The following is a 19,952-nucleotide window of genomic DNA, read 5'->3' on the forward strand; positions in this document are numbered from 1 at the left end:
TCTCTTTCATGTCTCAGAAATCCGTCTGTGTGTATTGCGGGTCACGCAATGGGGCCGAGAAGGCTTATTCTGAAACCGCACGACAGTTTGGCCGCCTTCTTGCGCAGGAAGGCTGGCGGCTGGTTTACGGTGCCGGAGATGTCGGGCTGATGGGCGAAGTCGCCCGGGCCGCGCAACAGGCCGGTGGCGAGACCTTTGGCGTCATTCCGGTGTATCTGGTCAAACGAGAGGTCGGCAAGACCGACCTGACCCATTTCGTGATCACAGAAACCATGCACGAGCGGAAAAAGGTCATGATCATGAATGCTGACGCCGTGGTTGTCCTGCCCGGCGGGCCAGGATCACTGGACGAACTGTTCGAAGCACTGACCTGGCGGCAGCTGGGCCTGCACGACAAACCCATCGTCATCGTCAATGTGAACGGCTATTGGGATGCGTTGAAAACCCTGTTGCATCAGGTGATCGGGCAAGGCTTTGCTGATCGATCACTGGGTGACTTTGTCATTTGGGCTGAAGATGCAGAAACAGCGATGACGGCCCTGCGCGACAAGCTGCGGTAAGCCCGGCAGGTCGCGAAAGAGTCTGACCGAAAGCAGCTGTGCATCGTTGCCGCACATATGCGGGCAAGACATTGGGCTGGTCGATTTGGTGAAGCCTCAGGTCTTTAGGCAGACAGTTCGATAACCGTGATCTCGGGGGTTACACCAAATCGAACCGGAAGGATGGAACATCCGATTCCGCCGGACACAACCAGATCACGCCCGCCTTCGCGCACATGCCCATAGGCATATCTGTTGCCGTATCTAGAGGGCACGATCGGCGACCAGCCAAACAGGCGGATCTGACCGCCATGCGTATGACCGGATAGCGTCAAAGCCACCCTGTCGGGCACTTGAGGGAAGATGTCGGGCTCATGCGCCATCATCACAACCGGGGCATCATCGGTGATTTGCGCCAGTGTCCCCGACAGATCATCCAGCCCCTGCGGTTTACCGTTGCGCCAGATCGCAAGCTGATCTTCAAGACCCGCCAACCAGAAACCAAGAGCTTCTAGCTTGATGGCGGTATTCGACAAAACCGTAATTCCGCTCTGCTCCAGCGCATCGGCATATTGGTTGGGGCCAGCACCACGGCGCTGCGCCTGCCGGTCATCCCACCAGTCGTGATTGCCAAGTACAGCAAAGACGCCGTTCTTGGCCTCAAGGTTGGCAAGAACCGGTGCCAGATCTTTCATTTCGACAGGACGCAAAACGCCTTTGTGGCTTGCGAAGAAATCACCCAGAAGCAGGATCATATCCGGCGCAAGCGCATTCGTACGCCGTACCACCTGTTTTATTCGGTCCAGCCCGACCAAAGGTTCGCCCAGATGCAAATCTGCCAGTACGGCAATCCTGAGCGGCGGCGCAGTCCAATCCTCTCGCCGGACGCGCCATTTTCGCACGCGTAGCCGCAGGCCGGGTTCGATGAAAAACCCGTAGACTGATGTGATTAGGCCTGCCAGCGTCACCGCCAGCAGGCCCTTGATAAACCGGCGTCGGTTCAATGACTTACATCCGCGACGCGACGTTTTCCCAGTTCACCAGATTGTCGAGGAAGTTCGACAGATAAGCCGGACGTTTGTTGCGGAAGTCGATGTAGTATGAGTGTTCCCAAACGTCACAACCCAGCAGCGCAGTCTGACCAAAGCACAGCGGATTCACGCCGTTTTCGGTCTTTGTCACGGCCAGCGAACCATCCGCGTTCTTGACCAGCCACGCCCAGCCCGAGCCGAACTGACCGGCACCAGCGGCGCTGAACTGCGATTTGAATTCGTCGACCGAACCAAAGCTTTCGGTCAGAGCTTTCTCAAGCTCACCGGGCATGGCGTTGTCGCCGGGGCCCATCATTTCCCAGAACTGGTTGTGGTTCCACAGCTGGCTGATGTTGTTGAAGATACCGTTCTGCGCGACGGCATTTGCGTCGTAGGTGCCAACGATGATCTCTTCCAGCGACTTGCCGTCCCATTCGGTGCCGGCGATCAGTTTATTGCCATTGTCGACATAGGCTTTGTGGTGCAGATCGTGGTGATATTCCAGTGTTTCCGCGGACATACCCTTGGCTGCCAGCGCGTCATGTGCATAAGGAAGATCAGGAAGTTCAAAAGCCATGTCGGCCCCCTGTATAAATTTGAGTTGCGGTTCCCAAGGTTAAATGCTTTGGCAGCCGCCGCAGGTCAAGGGCCGAGACAAGAAAACCCGGAGGCAGGCGATGCTGACACAGGCGCGCAAGATGTTCTACCGCGCCCGCGGTTACTATGCGGGCAACCTGAACGGTGAGCCGTTTCGTCTGGACCCTTATCACTCAAAGTTCTGGCGCAAAGCCTCCACAGGCCAGTGGGAGCCTGAAACCTTTGCTGTTCTCGACCGGTATCTTTCGCCTGAAAGCGATTACCTGGATATCGGCGCATGGATCGGACCGACCGTTTTATACGGCGCGCGCAAGGCTCGCCATGTCTGGTGTTTTGAGCCAGATCCTTCGGCCTATCGATTTCTGGCGTGGAATCTGGACCTGAACCAGATCAGGAATGTCTCAGCCTTCGGGGTCGCTTTGTCTGACAAGTTCGGCGTGGCCCGCATGGCGTCGGTCTGGGGTGAGCCCGGGGATTCGACCACATCCCTGCTGCACAATGAAGCCCATGGGAATGACGCGCTGACGATTACATGGGAGCAGTTCCAGTCGACCTGTGATCTGTCGAAGGTTTCACTGGTCAAAATGGACATTGAAGGCGCGGAGTTTTTTGTACTTCCCACGCTAATACCCTGGCTCAAACAGCATCGTCCCCCATTGCTGCTGTCAACACATGCGCCACTACTGAATGAGGAAGACCGAGCCGACAGAATGAAGCATCTGGCCGACCTATTGTCGTTTTACGATACATGCCAGCGGGAAGGTGCTGCGTCAGATCACTCGATGACGGATGAGGGTGCCTTGACCCGCTTCCAGACCTATCTTTTCACGTCCTAGTACGATCAGAAACAGCTGTCTGCGGATTGGGAAGAACGCGCGAAACGCTCCCCCCTTCCGCGATCCGAATATCAGTATAGCGTGTGGGTATTGACCGCTTTGCAGCGTCCGACACCGCTTGGCCGGTTAGTTACATTCGCCTGCGGAAAACGCGCAATCATCTCGAACTCATTCGTTTGCGGGTTCATCATTGCGGTGTAGGACACACGCACTTGACCGCCCGAGTTCGCCATGAGGCTGACCCGCCAATTCATCTGGTATTCACCGCGTCGGTTGACCTTGAACTTGGTGTCCTTGGGTTGCTGTTCGTTCCTACCCGCCGATCTGTTGTCTTCGCCGATCACCCAATCATAAGCCCGAGCACGCTTGTTTTCAGCATCAACACTCAGCCAAACCTCGGGCGGGATCCACCCCCGAGCTTCCATACTATGAAGCTCACACATATAGTTCGCAACTTCGGCTTGCGCGGCAGCGGCCAATACAGAAAAACCAATAGCAAGAAATTTTCTTTTCATTTTCAGCACCTTTTTGTCAACTGGATGGTGTGGGTATCTGTTTGCATTTTCCTCGGGCAAAACCATCTCGCGGCAGGTACGCACTGTGTGAGGTTGATCGTGTGGTCGCCTTCAAAGTTCGGCGGTCCAGAAACACTGTGAACTCGTGATTGAGTAGATCGATCGCGTCAATACGCGACTCGTTCGACGCGTAGCTTCTGCCAGTCGCAGAATAGACATAGTCTCGACCGACCCAGGCAACCGACAAGTTTCGAATACTGTCGCGCTTGACCCTGGCTGGTCCTGGCTGTGTATCGATATCTGGCATCTCGATCTCATGGATATAGGCGGAACGACCATATTCATCGACCGAAAACACAAGGAATTCGGGAGTCGGTTTGTTGACAAGGCCATGGCCAAACTTGCACTCATACGTCTCTGTAAAGGTTTGAGAAGCTGAAACAACAGGTGTGGACAACAGTCCAAGCGTCAATGCAAATGCTATCTTTTTCAAAGTATTACTCCGCTCTTTCCTTACCTTTGGAATGGTATCTCAACGCAGATCCCGTTTGCGTTTCCGTCATGTGAAGATTGTACATCCGAATTCGAGCTGGCTATTGCCTTCATTGTTTCGCGATTCAGGAAAATCGAAAACTCTTGGCGCCCTAAATCAAGAACCATCCTGCGAGGGTCACCGCTTCTGGTTCGTCTGCCAGTTCGTGAAAACGTATAGGCGTCGCCCGGCCAACTGATCGAAAGTACCCGAAAGCTGTTTCTGTTGATAGAAGCCGATCTTTTCGGCGTGTCTATACCCCGCATTTCAACTTCGTGGAGCAACGCCTGGCGCCCGTACACGTCAACTGAAAAAACAACGCGGGTCGGAGTTGGCCGATTTGCCAGGCCTTTGGCAAAAACACACTCAAATGTCTCTGAATAAGTCTCGGCTATGGCCACATTAGGTATAGTTGAAATAGCAATTAAGCCGCTTGCGATTAGTCTAAAGAAATTCATAATAAAGTTCTTATTTTTCAGCCTTTTGGTGATCGTTAGCCCAATCACACCGCTCCCGCAACAGGAGAAATCGCGCAACGAAATTCTCGACAGACCCTGTTGTGTGTCCCACACTCAAATCGCTTTGCAGCAGCACAAAATTCGATGGCCGCCTGTCCAGGACGAGGCGGCCATCGAATAAAACGTCAGATGTGTAGACAGGTCAGTAAACGCCAACCTCACTGCCCGGTTGCGCCGCAACCTTCAGCAGTTTGAAAACGTAATCCGCAGCCGAACGGAAGCAGACCACGCGGAAAGTTTCGGCATCGTCCATCCAGAACGCACCTGCCACTTGCGCCAGGCGCGAACGGCGGATTTGGCCGAGTTGGAAGGCCTCGGCCGACAGATCAACCGGAGCGACTTTGCCCAACACTTCTCGTGCGCTGGCGCCTGATATTGTGAAGACCGCGCGGGCATCCGAGACGTTGACGGCCAGTGCGTGAGTTTTTCCCAAAGCTTTGATAATTGCGGCCAGTTTGGCCTCGACCTCGGCATAAGGGACCAGCACCAGCAGCTCGTCCGGTGACATCCAGCATACGCCGGTATCTCCGCTGACCAGCGCCTCGCGCTGACCGGGTACGTTCTGCCCAGTCGCGTCCTTGACGGCCTTGGCGAGGCTTTTGTCGGACAAGTCACCGCGCAGGGTGATCATACCCTGCAGGCCACATTCCCTGACATTGGCGATGCCATCATAGCTGGCGTGGTTCAATGCGCTGATGGGTTCAGACATTCTGCTTCTCCCCGTCCTTGTCGAAGAAGATCGGGTCCACGATCTTGGCTTTGTAGGTTTTGCCGTCGGTGCCCGGGAACTCGACCACGTCGCCCATCCGGTCCGGGCCGTGCTTGATCAGGCCCATAGCGATCCCTTTACCGAGGTTGGCCGAGTAATAGGTCGAGGTGACCCGCCCGATCATATTGCGCTGACCATTGGCATTCACACCCTCGCCCACTGCATATGCGCCATCAGGCAGAACAGAACCATCCACAGTCTCAAGCCCAACCAGTTTCCAGCGCTCGGGGTCCGCCATATGGCTGCGCAAATGGGCGCGTTTACCGAGGTAGTCCTCTTTCTTTTTCGACAGCGCCCAGTGCAGCCCAAGATCCTGCGGGATCACGGTGCCGTCGGTCTCGTCGCCGATCATGATAAAGCCCTTCTCGGCCCGAAGAATGTGCAGACATTCTGTGCCATAAGGCATCACACCGAATTCCTTGCCTGCTTCCATCAGGGCATCCCAGAACGCCTGACCCTGCGAGGCGGGAACGGCGATCTCGTAGGACAACTCGCCCGAGAACGAGATGCGATAGGCGCGGCAGTCGAACGCGCCGATCTTGCCATCGCGCCATTCCATGAAGGGCAGCGCCTCGCGGCTGACATCCATGCCGCCCAGCTTTTCAAGAACCTTACGGGCATTGGGGCCGACTACAGCGACCTGAGCATATTGCTCGGTCACGTTGGCGACATAGACTTTCCAGTCCCACCATTCGGTTTGTAGCCATTCTTCCATGTGACCATGGATACGCTCGGCACCGCCGGTGGTGGTGTGGCACAGCCATGTGTCCTCATCGATGCGTGCGACCACGCCGTCGTCGATCAGAAAGCCGTTTTCCGAGCACATCAGGCCATAGCGGCATTTTCCGACCTTCAGCGTGGACATCATGTTGGTGTACAACATGTCCAGAAACTTGCCAGCGTCGGGGCCTTTGACGATCAGCTTGCCCAGCGTCGAGGCGTCCAGCAGGCCAAGGTTTTCGCGGGTGTTCTTCACCTCACGGTTCACGGCGTCATGCACGGATTCACCAGGACGGACATAGGCGTAGGTCCGGCGCCAGTGGCCGACCGGCTCCCAGTCCGCGCCGTTCTTGTCGTGCCAGTTGTGCATTGGGGTCTGACGGATCGGCTGGAACACTTCACCCCGCGCTTCACCGCCGATCGCGCCCATCGAGATGGGTGTATAAGGCGGGCGGAAGGTCGTGGTGCCGACCTTCGGGATTTCGGACTCCAACGCATCAGCGAGGATCGCCAAGCCATTGATGTTGCTCAACTTACCCTGATCCGTCGCCATACCAAGTGTGGTGTAACGCTTGGTGTGCTCAACGCTCTCATAGCCCTCGCGCGCGGCCAGCTGCACGTCCGAGACTTTGACGTCGTTCTGGAAGTCGAGCCAGGATTTCATGCGCAGCTGGATTTCGGCGTTTGCCGGCATCAGCCAGACAGCCTCCATCGGTGCTTCTGCAGTGGTTTCGCCAACCGGAGCCTTGATGTTTTTCGGCTTGAACCCGGCCGCCTTGGCTGCTGCTTTTCCTACAGTGTGGGCGTCAGTCAGAACATCGCCCAGCGCCAACGCGCCATTCGATGCCCCGGCGGCCAGAACAAAGCCCTCACCATTTGCGCCCAGCGGCGGGCGTGAGGGATCGGGGCGGAAAAAGGCATTCGCGTCATCCCAGGTCAGCTTGCCACCGCAATGAGACCACATATGAACGACCGGCGACCAGCCGCCCGACATGGCCACTGCATCTGCTTCAACCTCTTCACGAGCGCCTCCAACACCTTCCTGGTTGCAGATGGCGACTTTTTTGACGCGCTTGCCGCCCTTGACCTTGGCAATGGCCTTGCCCGGATCGACGCGGATACCCAACTGGCGGGCTTCCTCTGCCAAAGGTCCAGCCGTTGCCCGTGCGTCAACAATACGCAAAACATCCACACCCGCTTGCTTCAGCGTAATCGCGGTGCGATAGGCGTCGTCATTGTTGGTGGCGACGATGACACGTTCGCCCGGGGTTACACCCCAGTTCACGGCATAATCGCGCATGGCCGAGGCCAGCATCACACCCGGAACATCGTTACCCGCAAAGGACAACGGGCGTTCAATTGCGCCGGTTGCAGTCACAATTTGCTTGGCGCGGATACGCCAAAGGCGGTGGCGCGGGCCCTGCACGCCCGGCGTGTGGTCTGTCAGGCGCTCATAACCCAGAACGTAACCATGGTCATAAACACCCGCGCCCATGCAGCGAGAGCGCATGGTGACGTTGTCCATTGTTTCGAGTTCGGAAACCAATTGCTCCACGAACTTATCCACAGGCTCATCATTGACTGTGCCGCCGTCAACCGGAGCGCGACCGCCCCAATACGCGCTCTGCTCGATCAGCAGAACCTTGGCACCCGAAGCTGCCGCCGCCTTTGCCGATTGTAGGCCAGCCACACCGCCACCGATGACCAGAACATCGGTGAAGGCATAGAAGTGCTCATAGGTATCGGCATCGCGGCTGTCCTTGTCGGGCGCTTTGCCCAGACCGGCAGACTGACGGATGAACGGCTCGTAGACGTGCTTCCAGAACGGTTTGGGGTGGATGAACGTCTTGTAGTAGAAGCCAGCCGGCAGGAACCGGGCGAATGCCGTATTCACCGCGCCGATGTCGTGTTCAAGGCTTGGCCAATGGTTTTGCGAAACCGCAGTCAGGCCGTTGAACAGCTCGGTCGTGGTGGCGCGCTGGTTCGGTTCAAACCGGTTGCCCTGCCCCAGCCCGACCAGAGCGTTTGGCTCTTCCGCACCGCTGGCGACAACGCCGCGGGGGCGGTGGTATTTGAACGACCGGCCCATCATCATCTGATCGTTGGCCAGCAGCGCCGAGGCAAGCGTGTCGCCCTCATAGCCCTGCATCGACGTGCCATTGAAGGTAAATGTGACCTTTTTCGACCGGTCAATCAGCCGGCCTTGTTTTGCGAGACGGGTGCTCATTGTGCGGACCTTTCGCGGGTGGAGGCGTCGGAGCCTCCGGCGGGAGTATTTTTGAAAAGATGAAGCATCAGGAGAACTCTCTCCAGGTCCATCCGGGACGCTTTGCGGCGATGGCCTCTTTGATGTCCTGCGGTGGCTCGGAGGTCTGAGCCGTGTAAGTGCCAAACACTTCTAGCGTGCTTGTGCAGCGCGCCGCGTGAAACCACTTGCCACAGCCATTGGCATGGCGCCAGCGTTCAAAGTGTACGCCTTTGGGGTTTTCGCGCATGAACAGGTAGTCGTGGAACTCGTCATCCGACGAGCCGGGACCAAAACGCTTCAGATGCGCCTCGCCACCGGCGGCCAGTTCTGTTTCTTCGGCATCAACGCCGCAGTAAGGGCAATTCAGGATCAGCATGTTGTCATCCTTTTGGCGGTTGGTTGGCGCAGCGGCCAACCAGAATTCTGTTTCTTGGCAACCTCGGACCCACCTTCAGTGGGCCACCCCGGCGGCCACGCTTTCATCGATGAAGCGGCCTTCCTTGAAGCGGTCCAGCGAGAAGGCCTCGGTCAAAGGTGAATGACCTGTGGCCATCAGCTGCGCCATGCCCCAGCCCGAGCCAGGGATTGCCTTAAAGCCGCCGGTGCCCCAGCCCCCATTGATAAAGCAGCCCTGCAGCGGAGTTTTCGACAGGATAGGCGAGCGGTCACCGGTCATGTCCACAATCCCACCCCACTGGCGCAGCATCTTCAGGCGCGAGATCATCGGGAAGGTTTCGACCAAGGCGCGGACGGTTTCCTCGATATGATGGAAGCTGCCACGCTGGGTGAAGTTGTTGAACCCGTCGGTCCCACCACCGATCACCATCTCACCCTTGTCAGACTGCGACATGTAGCCGTGAACGGTGTTGGCCATCACGACCACATCCATGCAGGGTTTGATGGGTTCGGATACCAGTGCCTGCAATGCGACGGCTTCCAGCGGGAGACGGAAGCCCGCCATCTCGGCCAGTTGACCGGAGTGGCCCGCAACGACGATACCCAGCTTGTCACAATCGATGGCACCCTTGGTGGTGTCCACGCCGACGACACGACCGTTTTCCGAGCGTACGCCGGTGACCTCGCATTGTTGGATGATATCCATACCCATCGCCGAACAGGCGCGCGCATAGCCCCACGCCACGGCATCGTGACGCGCAGTGCCCCCGCGTTCCTGCCAGAGCCCGCCCAGAACCGGATAGCGGGGACCGTCCAGATTGATGATAGGCACAAGTTGCTTGACGCGTTCGGGTCCGATCCATTCGGTCTTCACACCTTGAAGGGCGTTTGCATGGGCCGTGCGCTGATAGCCGCGAATCTCATGCTGGGTCTGCGCCAGCATGATCACGCCACGCGGGCTGAACATGATGTTGTAGTTCAGATCCTGGCTCAGATCCTCATAAAGGCCACGTGCTTTCTCGTAGATCGCCGCTGAAGGATCCTGCAGGTAGTTCGAACGGATGATCGTTGTGTTTCGACCCGTGTTACCACCACCCAGCCAGCCTTTTTCGATCACCGCGACATTCTGAATGCCGTAGTTCTTGCCAAGGTAATACGCGGTCGCAAGACCATGCCCGCCAGCACCGATGATGATGACGTCATAACGTTTCTTGGGCTCGGGCGAACGCCAGGCGCGTTCCCATCCGGTGTGATAGCGCAGGGCCTCCCGCGCGACAGCAAAGGCTGAGTAGTGTTTCATAAGCGAATCCATCCGGTTCGGTGATTGCGCGCAGATATGCCGCGCGGCGACAGTTTAACCGCGCCGCGCAACGCCGCAATATCGCACTATTGCGACATGTCGTTCATTCGCGGCCATTTGTCCCTTTTGTCGGACGCCCCACAGGTCTAAGTCAGGGCAGTATCTTCGGAGGGGCCATGACGTTCTGGGTTCTGATTTTTCTTGTCGCGCTTCTGATTGCGGCATTTCTGAGCTTCACATTGCTGCGCAAACGCCGCGGGGATGAACCTGCGGCGGCGTACGATCTGCGGGTGTATCGCGAACAGCTGACCGGTGTGGACCGGGATCTGGCGCGCGGGGTGATTGGTGAGGCAGATGCGGAACGGGTCCGCACCGAAATCTCCCGACGAATTCTTGCCGCTGACGAACAGATGAAAAAGGGTGGCTCGGGTGCCGGGCCATCTCGGACCGTCTCGATTGTGACAATCCCGGTTGTCATGCTGATCATCATCGGGGGCGCGATGGCGATGTATCATCGTATTGGTGCCGTCGGGTTGCCCGATATGCCCCTGACCGCGCGGCTGGAACTGGCCGAGGAGGTGCGCGCCAATCGTCCGTCCCAGAGCGCCGCAGAAGAACTGGCAACCCCACCTCAAGCGGCGCAGCTTGACGAAAATTACGCGTCCCTTCTCAAGCAGTTGCGAGAGACCGTTGCGGCCCGCCCGGATGATTTGCAGGGGCAGATGCTTTTGGCGCAGCATGAGACCAATTCAGGGAACTTCAAGGACGGATATACCGCGCAACAAAGGGTGATCGAACTGTCAGGCGACGCAGCCACAGCCGAGCATTACGCGGATTTTGCCGAGATGATGATCCTGGCTGCGGGTGGATACGTGTCGCCCGAAGCTGAACAGGCCCTTGCCGAAGCTTTGAAACGCGATCCCCATTATGGCCCGGCCCGATACTATTGGGGGCAAATGTTGGTTCAGACAGGTCGACCAGACCTTGCCTACCGCATTTGGGTTGAAACGCTGAGGGAAGCCCCGGCAGGCGCACCATGGGCAGGCGCGATCCGGGATCAGATTGATGAGTTGGCCTTTCGGGCAGGGGTTTTCAATGCACCGGACCTGAGCGCACCGTCCGGCCCAAGTCGCGAAGATATGGCCGCAGCAGCGGAAATGAGCCCCGAGGAACGGCAGCAGATGATTCAGGGAATGGTGGATCAGTTGTCCGACCGCCTGGCGACAGAAGGCGGCGCGCCCGAGGAATGGGCTCGTTTGATCGCCGCACTGGGTGTTCTGGGTCAGGGCCAACGGGCCATGGATATCCACAATGAGGCGCTGGAGGTGTTTGCCGGAAACACCGAGGCGTTGCAGATCATTGGTGCCGCAGCCCTGCAAGCCGGGATTGCGAAATGATCCACGACGTGTTCGAAGACTTCGCCAAGGCGCTGCCCCCGATGCAAGCGCTGATTGGGCTGGATCTGGGCGAAAAGACCATCGGTGTCGCAGTCTCCGACCGGATGCGGGGCGTGGCCAGCCCGTTGGAGACTGTAAGGCGCAAGAAATTCACACTCGATTCCGCCCGGTTGATTGAAATTGCAACGGATCGCGAGATTGGCGGCATTCTGTTGGGTCTTCCCAAAAACATGGACGGCACAGAGGGGCCGCGCTGCCAATCTACGCGGGCATTTGCGCGAAACCTGTCCCGTCTGACGGAATTACCTATCGGATTCTGGGATGAACGGCTGAGTACGGTTGCGGCAGAAAAAGCACTGCTTGAGGCGGATACGTCACGAAAACGTCGCGGACAGGTTATTGATCACGTTGCAGCAGGTTATATCTTGCAGGGAGCGCTGGACAGGCTGCGCTTTTTGTAACAGGTCGGAGACCGATCGATGACGAACATGGTTTGGAAGCGCAATGAGGTCGAAAGCCCTTGTGTCCAGATCTGTGTTGTCCATCCGGCCGAGCGTATCTGCACCGGATGTTACCGCACGATTGACGAGATCTCTCGCTGGTCCAGGATGGACAGCAGCGAACGCGCTGAAATCATGAACGACCTGCCGTCTCGTAAACCGCGGCTCAGCAAGCGGCGCGGCGGGCGTGCCGCTCGCATGAATGGCTCCTGACCGATCAGCCTAGACGTTTTGACGACATTTCTGCCGGCTGTGCAGCGCTTTTCGGGATAGGCGCGTTCGGCGCGGTGCCCCGTAATTCTTTCTGAAACAGAAACGCAATCTCGGATTGGCTGGTTTTGGACCGCCGATCATCATTGCCCACGCATTCCGATTGCAGCACGTCAGCCGCACGTTTGGTCTTTTTGGTATTAGTGAGTCTTCCGATCAAAGTCTTTAGTGGCATTGCGGACGTCCCGTTTCCAGTAACCGTGCCACTGCGGGTCGAGTTCGAGCTCCGAGGGGGTCTAGCTCTTGAACATTGTGGTTCAACGTGAGTGGTAACCCGCAGCGACAGGGTGTGGCTAAAGGTATTTCCCGTCACAAGTAGGGGGAAAACACGCGGCCTTTGATCGTTTTTGACGCCTCAATCAAGAAAAACTCACAAAAGCACATAATTTCCTTACGTCACTTTTCGATCCGACTTTGCCAAGACTGGGAAAGTTGGGGCTGAAGCTGTGAAAATCCGCCGTCAGTAGCCGAATCATGCCTGACATCGCACAACCGGATCAGTGACTGCGTCACGGACCTTGACCGATTGGGTGATGCCTGCTCAGGCGTTTCACAGTCGAGGGTTTTATCCGGCGGCAAGCCATGCCCTAGCGTTGTCGTATTCTTCAGACGGGAAAAACTGAGTCCGGGTTCCTAAAACATGGCTCGCGACCTTCTGCGCCATACGCTGCCAGCTTTTGTCCCCAACGATGGCAGCTCGGTCCAGTTGTCCGATATGCCGGCTGGCCAACCGAAAATGCGCCGCAAGCGCTGACAGCCCTTGCCAGCCGTCAAACTCCCTGAGGTCTATCAGCAGGCGAAACCCTGGCCGGTCCTGTAACAATGCATCCAGATCACGTTCTGCCTGTTTGTACCATTCAGGGTCCAGCTTGCCCAATAGGCTGATCTGAACACATGGGCCGCTCAGGTCAGTCACGTGGATCGATCCCAGGGACTCACGCATCCAGCGTCGGGCCGCCTCAAGCTCGGTCAGATCGAACACCTGAACCGGACAGGGCAGAATGGGGGCCGCCAGACGAACGCTTGTCTGCACCCAGCCCTGATCCGCCACAACAGCGATCCGGTCGAACCCGCGCCAATGGCTTAACCCCAGCTTGGTGTCGGACCAGGCCGCGCCCAGATCGTACCCCTGGAATTCAGGTTGTATTATCGCCAGTAGCCGAACCGTGTCATGTTCGGTCAGCGCAGCCTCGATCGCGGGAACCAGAGTATTGGCGTAATCGGCGCTAGTCACTTGCCCCGACAACTCGACTTCTATGAGTGCACCGTCAGAATTCGTATGAACCGTCATCATCGGTCAAAACCTCCAAAGCCAATTAATGACAGGACGTTAGGCGGATTCGATCCATTCGGCTACTCCACCGGAGCATTCGGGGCGGAAATAGGCGATCATTCGACCATCCTGCCCCGCCGTCGCCCCTGCGGCCCAAGGTGCAACCCCGTGCAGGCAATGGCGGTGCAGCAGATAGGCCTCTCCCGGCTTTGCAGGCACCTCGATCCTTGGGCAGGTCGCAAACACCTCGCGACGGGCGGATTGGTAGATATCCGTTATGTCAACGTCGTGCAGGACCTCAGGCGGTATCCCTTCAAGCGCCCGCCTGAACGCGGTCCGTAGAATGTCATGACTGCCGTCCCACACCACCATCGGAGACGCGTCTGCGCTGGCCTCGGTCAGTGGAATGCCCAGAATCCAGGCATGAGGTTCGTCAACCCGGCGGCGGCGATCCGGCCCTGTTGGGCGCAAACCGTCCACATGGGCCGCATCCCTGTTTCGACGGTACCGGGTGGCCGCTTCATTCTCACCCCGGCGCGGGCGCGGATAACCCGGATAAACAACAGAAACCTGCCCCTTGTGCAGCGGTAAATCTCCAAAGTGTTTGTCGATGAACGCCATGGCCTTGCCGTTCAACGGCCCGGACTGCCCGACCCAGCCCTTCGTGTCATTGGGCAGTGCGTCGACACCGATGAACCACGTCCCTTCACAATCCAACCATTCCGTATGGGCCGGATCCTTTGTAGACGCCCGTGCGGCAGGCAAAGCGTGGTTCACCCATTCGGCCAGCACCGGATCATACGGGAATTTCACCCAGCCCCGGGCCGAAAAATCGCTCATAAGCCCACGGCCTTGCGCAGCATATTCAGCGCGACCAGCGTCAGGAACACGGCGAAGACACGTTTCAACGGTTTTGGGTCCATTGCATGGGCCAGCTTTACCCCCCATGGCGCGGTGATCATTGTCATTGCGACAACGATCCCGAAGGCCACAAGATTTACCGCGCCAATGGTCAACGGGGGGCGATGCTCGGGCGCGATATCCACAAACAAGAACCCAATGACCGAGGGCACGGCGATGATCACCCCAAACCCGGCCGCGGTCGCGACCGCGCGGTGGATAGGGGTGTTATAGAGGCTCATCAGCGGCACACCGAAACTGCCGCCGCCGATGCCCATCAGAACGGAAAGAAACCCGACCAGAGGGGACAGGACGGCCCGTTTGATACCGCCGGGCATTGCGTCTCCCAACCGCCATTCTGCGCGACCCAACCCAAGATAGGCACCGATCACCATGCCCAGAATTCCGAACAGTGCCTGCAAAGCCTCGGTCCGCAGCGCCGATGCGACCAGCACTCCGACAATTGCGCCGACGACAATACCCGGCCCCCAACCGCGCAGGATATCCCAATCCACCGCACCCTTCTTGTTGTGAGCAAGAACTGACCGCATCGACGTTACAATGATCGTGGCCAGCGACGTCGCCAGACAGAGCTGCATCAATTGCGGACCACCATAGCCAAGCGTTTGAAACGCATAGAAGAACGCGGGGACCAGAACGATACCGCCGCCCACTCCCAACAGCCCGGCAAGCACACCGGCCAGCGCGCCGATCACAAGCAAAAGGCCCATCATCTGGGCCAGCAACACTGTCTCGGGCATCGTCCCCCCCTTGCCGTTTAAACCTCGACCATCGGCGCAATATGGTCCAGGGCCTGTAGCATGACTTCTGGCCCGGCCCCTTCATGCACGGCCCCTTCGGACAAGGCGCGCCGCCATGCCCGCGCACCGGGGCGCCCCGCGAAGAGACCCAGCATATGCCGCGTGATCTGGTGCAAACGCCCGCCATTGGCAAGGTGCCTTTCAATATAGGGCACCATTTCTTGAACAACCGTCAGCGGATCGCGAACGGTTCCAACGCCAAAGATGCGCCGGTCGGCATCTGCCAGGATATCACCGGGCTGATGATAGGCCGCCCGACCAATCATGACACCGTCAAGACCCGCGTCCAGATGTGCTGCTGCTTCATCCAAGCTGGCGATACCACCATTGATCGATATATGCAGATCCGCAAACGCGGCTTTCATCCGATGCACAAGGTCATAATCAAGCGGTGGAACATCGCGGTTTTCCTTAGGGCTCAGCCCCTGCAACCACGCCTTGCGCGCATGGATCGTTACTCTTTGACAGCCCGCCGCACTGATCTGCTCAAGAAACGCAGGCAGAACTTCTTCGGGCTCTTGGTCATCCACACCGATGCGGCATTTGACCGTGACATCTACATTCGCCGCTTCGCGCATTGCTGCGACGCATTCTGCAACCCGTGCCGGATCTTTCATCAGAACCGCCCCGAAAGTACCAGACTGCACCCTGTCCGACGGGCATCCACAGTTCAGATTGATCTCATCATATCCTGCATCAGCACCCAAACGCGCCGCTTGCGCCAGCTTCTCCGGATCGGACCCACCCAGCTGCAAAGCCACGGGATGTTCCTGCGGTGAATGATCCAACAGATGCAGCGCCCCTCCTCGGACAAGCGCCGGTGCCGTTACCATCTCGGTATACAGCAGGGTTTCCGTGCTAAGCAGCCGATGAAAATACCGACAGTGGCGGTCGGTCCAGTCCATCATGGGGGCAATGCTCAGCGTGGCATGGTGTTGAATGTTATCTCTTCCACGTGCAGTCAACTCAACCATCCTCAAGAGTACGAAACCCGCAGCTATCATAGAAAAATCGTCGAAATAAGCCAATTTTTGAGGAGTCGCCAAAAGAAGCTGCATTGCGGGTTCAGGCGTCGCATCAAATCCGATCGCCGCGCTTTCAACACTGAGAAAATCTAACCACTCTCTGACTTGCCGCAGACAACGCCATTGTGGAATATGTTCAATGGATTAACAGATACTCCCATGATGTTTTCACTGCTGGAAATGCGAGACGCGAGCTTTGTCGGCAGGACCACTTTTGCACTCAACCAAAAACTATGTCGAGCAGCCACATCTGACCCAAAAATCAAAATTTGATCAAATTTGGTGACAAATCCGATCCATTGAAGTACATCACGGGGAAACAGAATTGACGGAGCCCCAAATGGACCTGAGCGCCCTGCACAGTTTTCGTGTGACTGCCTGTGACCTGAACGGTCAGATGCGGGGCAAGCGCGTGCCCCCTGAGTATGCGAGCAAGCTGGAGAAAGGTGCAGTGCGAATGCCGTTCTCGGCGCTCAATGTCGATCTCTGGGGCGCGGACATTCACGGCAGCCCGCTGGTGTTTGAAACCGGCGATGCGGATGGCGTGCTGCGACCAACCGACCGGGGCCCGGTGCCTGTCCCCTGGCTTCCGAAAGAAACGGCGCTGGTTCCGATGAGCTTGTATGACGATGCAGGCACTCCGTTTGCGGGTGATCCGCGTCACGCTCTGTCTGCCATTCTTGACCGATATGCCAAACGCGGTTGGTCGGTCGTCGCGGCGACCGAACTGGAATTCACACTCATCGATGCCTCGGGCGCGCAACCGCAACCTCCGTTGAACCCGATCACCGGGCGCCGCCTGCTGCACGAATCCGTTCTGTCGGTCGCTGAAATGGACGCGTTCGAGGATTTCTTTACAGACCTTTACGATGGCTGCGCCGCCATGGACATCCCCGCGCAAACCGCCATCTCGGAAAGTGGCGTTGGCCAGTTCGAAATCAACCTGAATCATCAGGATGCCATGCGCTGCGCCGACGATACGTGGCTTTTCAAGGCGTTGACGCGCGGCCTGGCGCGCAAACACGGGTTTGCCGCAACATTCATGTCAAAACCCTATGCCGATGATGCCGGCAATGGGATGCATGTGCACTTCTCAGTGCTGGACCAATGCGGGCGCAATGTGTTCGACAATGGCGGGCCTGAAGGGACCAGCATTCTGCATTCCGCTGTCGCGGGTTGTGTGGCGGCCATGCCAGGCAGCACGTTGATTTTTGCTCCGCATGGCAATTCATACACCCGGCTTGTACCGGGTGCGCATGCGCCGACCGGGGCCTGCTGGGCCTATGAGAACAGAACAGCCGCAATTCGCATCCCGGGCGGGGCACCAGCTGCGCGGCGCATCGAACACCGCGTCGCGGGTGGTGACATCAACCCTTACCTGATGCTGACCGCGGTATTGGGCGCAGCTCTTGTCGGGATCGAAGACGGCCTGCACCCCCCTGCCCCGATCATAGGCAATGCTTACGATATTGAAGACCTGCCCCAACTGATGCCGGACTGGGCAACTGCAATTGACAGGTTTGAAACCGACCCCCTGGTCGCCCGACTTTTCTCGGCTGACCTGATCCAGTACCTGACCATGACCAAGCGACAGGAAGTTGAACGATTTGAACGCATCACTCCTGAAGATCACTGGCTGAGCTATCTCGAGGCGGTTTGACCCCCCTTGCCGCCTCATTCGGACTCAGCTAGAGTGAATTTGATCAAATTTGGTGACACATGAAAATCGGCATATTACAAACCGGCCACACACCAGATGCCTTGCATGGCGAATTCGGCGACTATGATGAGCTGTTTCCTGCACTTCTCGGTGGCAACGGATTCGAGTTCCAGACCTTCGCCGTGGTCGACGGCATATTCCCAAGCAGCGCGGATGACGCAGATGGCTGGGTCATTACCGGTTCGCGCCACGGCGCGTACGAAGACTTGCCATGGATCGCCCCACTGGAAGACTTGGTCAGAGAGATACAGCAAAGCGGAAAGCCACTGATCGGCGTATGCTTTGGACATCAGATCATCGCGCAGGCACTGGGCGGCAAGGTCGAGAAATTCAAGGGCGGATGGGCTGTCGGACGCACTGAATACGAGTTTGACGGCAACACAGTCTGGCTGAATGCCTGGCATCAGGATCAGGTCGTCGAGCTACCCGAAGGGGCGCGTGTTCTGGGTCAGAACACATTTTGCGAAAACGCTATGCTGGCTTATGGAGACACGATCTGGACAGTTCAGGCCCACCCTGAATTCACCAATGGGTTTGTCGCGGGCCTGATGCGCACACGGGGAAAAGGCATCGTCCCCGAAGACCTGATGCGCGAGGCCGCAAATCGCGAAACCGCTCCGGATGACAACGCCACAATCGCGCGCCATATGGCCGAGTTTTTAAAGAAAGAGAGAGCCTGATGGCTGATTGGACTGATAAACTGCCGGAAGCCGCCAAAGCCTATTTCCACGGACAGCGGCTGGACGAGGTTGAATGTATCATCTCGGACCTTCCCGGAATTGCACGCGGCAAGGCCGTGCCTGCGACGAAATTCGCCAAGCAATCCTATTTTCACCTGCCCGACAGCATCTTCTTCCAGACCATCACGGGGGACTGGGGTGAAGCCGCGGGTGACGACGGGTTCATCGAAAAGGACATGATCCTGAAGCCCGACTATTCGACGGCTTCAGCCGCGCCCTGGACCGGGGACTGGACGCTGCAGGTGATCCACGACGCCTATGACCGGGATGGTGATCCGATCCCTTACAGCCCACGCAACGTGTTGAAACGCGTGGTCCAGCTGTATCACAACCGAGGCTGGAAACCGGTTGTTGCGCCAGAGATGGAGTTCTTTCTGGTCGCCCCCAACGTCGATCCCGCACAGGAAATCAAGCCGATGATGGGGCGTTCTGGCCGCCCGGCTGCGGCGCGGCAGGCGTATTCGATGACTGCGGTGGACGAGTTCGGCCCGGTCATCGACGATATCTATGACTTTGCCGAACATCAGGGGTTCGAAATCGATGGCATCACCCAGGAAGGCGGTGCGGGCCAGTTGGAGATCAACCTGCGCCACGGCAACCCGGTCAAACTTGCTGATGAGGTTTTCTACTTCAAACGCCTGATCCGCGAAGCGGCATTGCGGCATAATTGTTTTGCAACCTTCATGGCCAAACCGATCGAGGAAGAGCCGGGCTCGGCCATGCATATCCATCATTCGATTATCGACATGGAGACCGGCCAGAACATCTTTTCGGGCCCGCAGGGCGGCGAAACGGACGCGTTCTATCACTTCATTGCCGGGCTGCAGAACCATCTGCCCGCCGGTCTGGCCGTGATGGCACCTTATGTGAACTCGTATCGTCGTTACGTGAAAGACCACGCGGCGCCGATTAATCTGGAATGGGCTCGCGACAACCGCACTACCGGCATTCGCGTTCCTCTGTCCGGACCTGAATCGCGCCGTGTCGAAAACCGCATCGCCGGTATGGATTGCAATCCGTATCTGGGCATCGCCCTGTCGCTGGCGTGCGGCTATCTGGGTCTGGTCGAACAGGAGCGTCCGCGTCGTCAATTCTATGGTGACGCCTATGAAGGCGAAGGGGATATCCCTCAGGTCATGGGCGATGCACTGGATCTGTTTGACGAAGCCACCGCCCTGCACGAAATCCTTGGCCCCGAGTTTGCCCGTGTCTATGGAATCGTGAAACGGGCCGAGTATGAAGAATTTCTGCAGGTCATCTCTCCGTGGGAACGGGAACATCTGCTGATCAACGTCTGAGACCTTT

The 19,952-nt window shown here is 57.7% G+C and carries 19 protein-coding genes; 8 read left to right on the forward strand and 11 right to left on the reverse strand.

Translation table 11 applies throughout. From position 1 onward, the window contains the following. The first annotated feature begins 8 nt into the window (after positions 1 to 8). Positions 9 to 560 carry an LOG family protein gene (locus tag ACR0M3_RS03860; protein ID WP_480909782.1) on the forward strand — a complete coding sequence of 184 codons (552 nt, stop codon included), beginning with the start codon at positions 9 to 11 and terminating at the stop codon, positions 558 to 560. Between the two features lie 104 nt (positions 561 to 664). On the opposite strand, the gene ACR0M3_RS03865 is transcribed toward ACR0M3_RS03860, so the two are convergent. Continuing rightward, positions 665 to 1,543 (reverse strand): metallophosphoesterase, encoded by an 879-nt coding sequence (locus tag ACR0M3_RS03865; RefSeq protein WP_480909783.1) that lies wholly within the window; start codon positions 1,541 to 1,543, stop codon positions 665 to 667. Positions 1,544 to 1,547: 4 nt separating this feature from the next. Then, positions 1,548 to 2,147, reverse strand: coding sequence for a superoxide dismutase (locus ACR0M3_RS03870; protein ID WP_170704218.1), 600 nt, complete (start codon positions 2,145 to 2,147; stop codon positions 1,548 to 1,550). A 100-nt stretch (positions 2,148 to 2,247) separates the two neighbouring features. Here ACR0M3_RS03870 and ACR0M3_RS03875 point away from each other — a divergent pair, with 100 nt between their 5' ends. Beyond that, entirely contained in the window at positions 2,248 to 3,003 is a 756-nt protein-coding gene (locus ACR0M3_RS03875) for an FkbM family methyltransferase (protein ID WP_480538155.1), read from the forward strand. A gap of 71 nt (positions 3,004 to 3,074) precedes the next feature. Here the strand turns inward: ACR0M3_RS03875 and ACR0M3_RS03880 are convergent, their stop codons facing one another. The 5 genes from ACR0M3_RS03880 to ACR0M3_RS03900 all read right to left on the reverse strand — a co-directional run bounded on the left by ACR0M3_RS03880 (position 3,075) and on the right by ACR0M3_RS03900 (position 10,001). Continuing rightward, a complete protein-coding gene (locus tag ACR0M3_RS03880; protein ID WP_480480301.1) occupies positions 3,075 to 3,578 on the reverse strand; it encodes a hypothetical protein in 504 nt (167 codons plus the stop codon). A 1,132-nt stretch (positions 3,579 to 4,710) separates the two neighbouring features. Beyond that, the gene (locus ACR0M3_RS03885; RefSeq protein ID WP_480480299.1) at positions 4,711 to 5,277 is read right to left on the reverse strand and encodes a sarcosine oxidase subunit gamma; all 567 of its coding nucleotides are present in this window, start codon (positions 5,275 to 5,277) and stop codon (positions 4,711 to 4,713) included. Next, positions 5,270 to 8,284, reverse strand: a complete 3,015-nt coding sequence (locus tag ACR0M3_RS03890) for a sarcosine oxidase subunit alpha family protein (RefSeq protein WP_480909784.1) — start codon at positions 8,282 to 8,284, stop codon at positions 5,270 to 5,272. Before ACR0M3_RS03890 ends, ACR0M3_RS03885 begins: the two co-directional genes overlap by 8 nt. A gap of 67 nt (positions 8,285 to 8,351) precedes the next feature. Then, positions 8,352 to 8,681 (reverse strand): sarcosine oxidase subunit delta, encoded by a 330-nt coding sequence (locus ACR0M3_RS03895; protein ID WP_480473438.1) that lies wholly within the window; start codon positions 8,679 to 8,681, stop codon positions 8,352 to 8,354. Between the two features lie 75 nt (positions 8,682 to 8,756). Further along, on the reverse strand, positions 8,757 to 10,001 hold the full coding sequence (locus tag ACR0M3_RS03900) for a sarcosine oxidase subunit beta family protein (RefSeq protein WP_267365236.1): 1,245 nt from the start codon (positions 9,999 to 10,001) through the stop codon (positions 8,757 to 8,759). Positions 10,002 to 10,177: 176 nt separating this feature from the next. Here ACR0M3_RS03900 and ccmI point away from each other — a divergent pair, with 176 nt between their 5' ends. From ccmI to ACR0M3_RS03915, 3 genes are read left to right on the forward strand one after another with little or no spacing between them, the layout of a single operon-like run. Further along, the gene (ccmI, locus tag ACR0M3_RS03905) at positions 10,178 to 11,398 is read left to right on the forward strand and encodes a c-type cytochrome biogenesis protein CcmI (protein WP_480909785.1); all 1,221 of its coding nucleotides are present in this window, start codon (positions 10,178 to 10,180) and stop codon (positions 11,396 to 11,398) included. Beyond that, entirely contained in the window at positions 11,395 to 11,859 is a 465-nt protein-coding gene (gene ruvX, locus ACR0M3_RS03910; protein WP_267365234.1) for a Holliday junction resolvase RuvX, read from the forward strand. The genes ccmI and ruvX overlap by 4 nt, the downstream gene beginning before the upstream one ends. Positions 11,860 to 11,877: 18 nt before the next feature. Further along, positions 11,878 to 12,111 carry a DUF1289 domain-containing protein gene (locus ACR0M3_RS03915; RefSeq protein ID WP_209503450.1) on the forward strand — a complete coding sequence of 78 codons (234 nt, stop codon included), beginning with the start codon at positions 11,878 to 11,880 and terminating at the stop codon, positions 12,109 to 12,111. A 622-nt stretch (positions 12,112 to 12,733) separates the two neighbouring features. Here ACR0M3_RS03915 and ACR0M3_RS03920 read toward each other — a convergent pair. The 4 genes from ACR0M3_RS03920 to dusA are packed head-to-tail and all read right to left on the reverse strand — an operon-like array spanning position 12,734 to position 16,127. Continuing rightward, positions 12,734 to 13,462 (reverse strand): SpoIIAA family protein, encoded by a 729-nt coding sequence (locus ACR0M3_RS03920; protein WP_480564161.1) that lies wholly within the window; start codon positions 13,460 to 13,462, stop codon positions 12,734 to 12,736. A gap of 36 nt (positions 13,463 to 13,498) precedes the next feature. Then, positions 13,499 to 14,281: a hypothetical protein gene (locus ACR0M3_RS03925; RefSeq protein ID WP_480909786.1), complete on the reverse strand. Its 783-nt coding sequence runs from the start codon at positions 14,279 to 14,281 to the stop codon at positions 13,499 to 13,501. Continuing rightward, entirely contained in the window at positions 14,278 to 15,102 is an 825-nt protein-coding gene (locus ACR0M3_RS03930) for a sulfite exporter TauE/SafE family protein (RefSeq protein ID WP_480545360.1), read from the reverse strand. The genes ACR0M3_RS03925 and ACR0M3_RS03930 overlap by 4 nt, the downstream gene beginning before the upstream one ends. Positions 15,103 to 15,119: 17 nt before the next feature. Beyond that, positions 15,120 to 16,127: a tRNA dihydrouridine(20/20a) synthase DusA gene (gene dusA, locus ACR0M3_RS03935; RefSeq protein WP_480909787.1), complete on the reverse strand. Its 1,008-nt coding sequence runs from the start codon at positions 16,125 to 16,127 to the stop codon at positions 15,120 to 15,122. A gap of 400 nt (positions 16,128 to 16,527) precedes the next feature. On the opposite strand from dusA, the gene ACR0M3_RS03940 reads away from it, so the two are divergent. The 3 genes from ACR0M3_RS03940 to ACR0M3_RS03950 are packed head-to-tail and all read left to right on the forward strand — an operon-like array spanning position 16,528 to position 19,945. Beyond that, positions 16,528 to 17,847: a glutamine synthetase family protein gene (locus ACR0M3_RS03940; protein ID WP_480909788.1), complete on the forward strand. Its 1,320-nt coding sequence runs from the start codon at positions 16,528 to 16,530 to the stop codon at positions 17,845 to 17,847. Between the two features lie 59 nt (positions 17,848 to 17,906). Next, the gene (locus tag ACR0M3_RS03945; protein WP_480909789.1) at positions 17,907 to 18,587 is read left to right on the forward strand and encodes a type 1 glutamine amidotransferase; all 681 of its coding nucleotides are present in this window, start codon (positions 17,907 to 17,909) and stop codon (positions 18,585 to 18,587) included. Beyond that, positions 18,587 to 19,945, forward strand: a complete 1,359-nt coding sequence (locus ACR0M3_RS03950) for a glutamine synthetase family protein (RefSeq protein WP_209596891.1) — start codon at positions 18,587 to 18,589, stop codon at positions 19,943 to 19,945. The genes ACR0M3_RS03945 and ACR0M3_RS03950 overlap by 1 nt, the downstream gene beginning before the upstream one ends. The last annotated feature ends 7 nt before the right edge of the window (positions 19,946 to 19,952 follow it).

This window comes from Ruegeria sp. O5 (genome assembly GCF_056535105.1).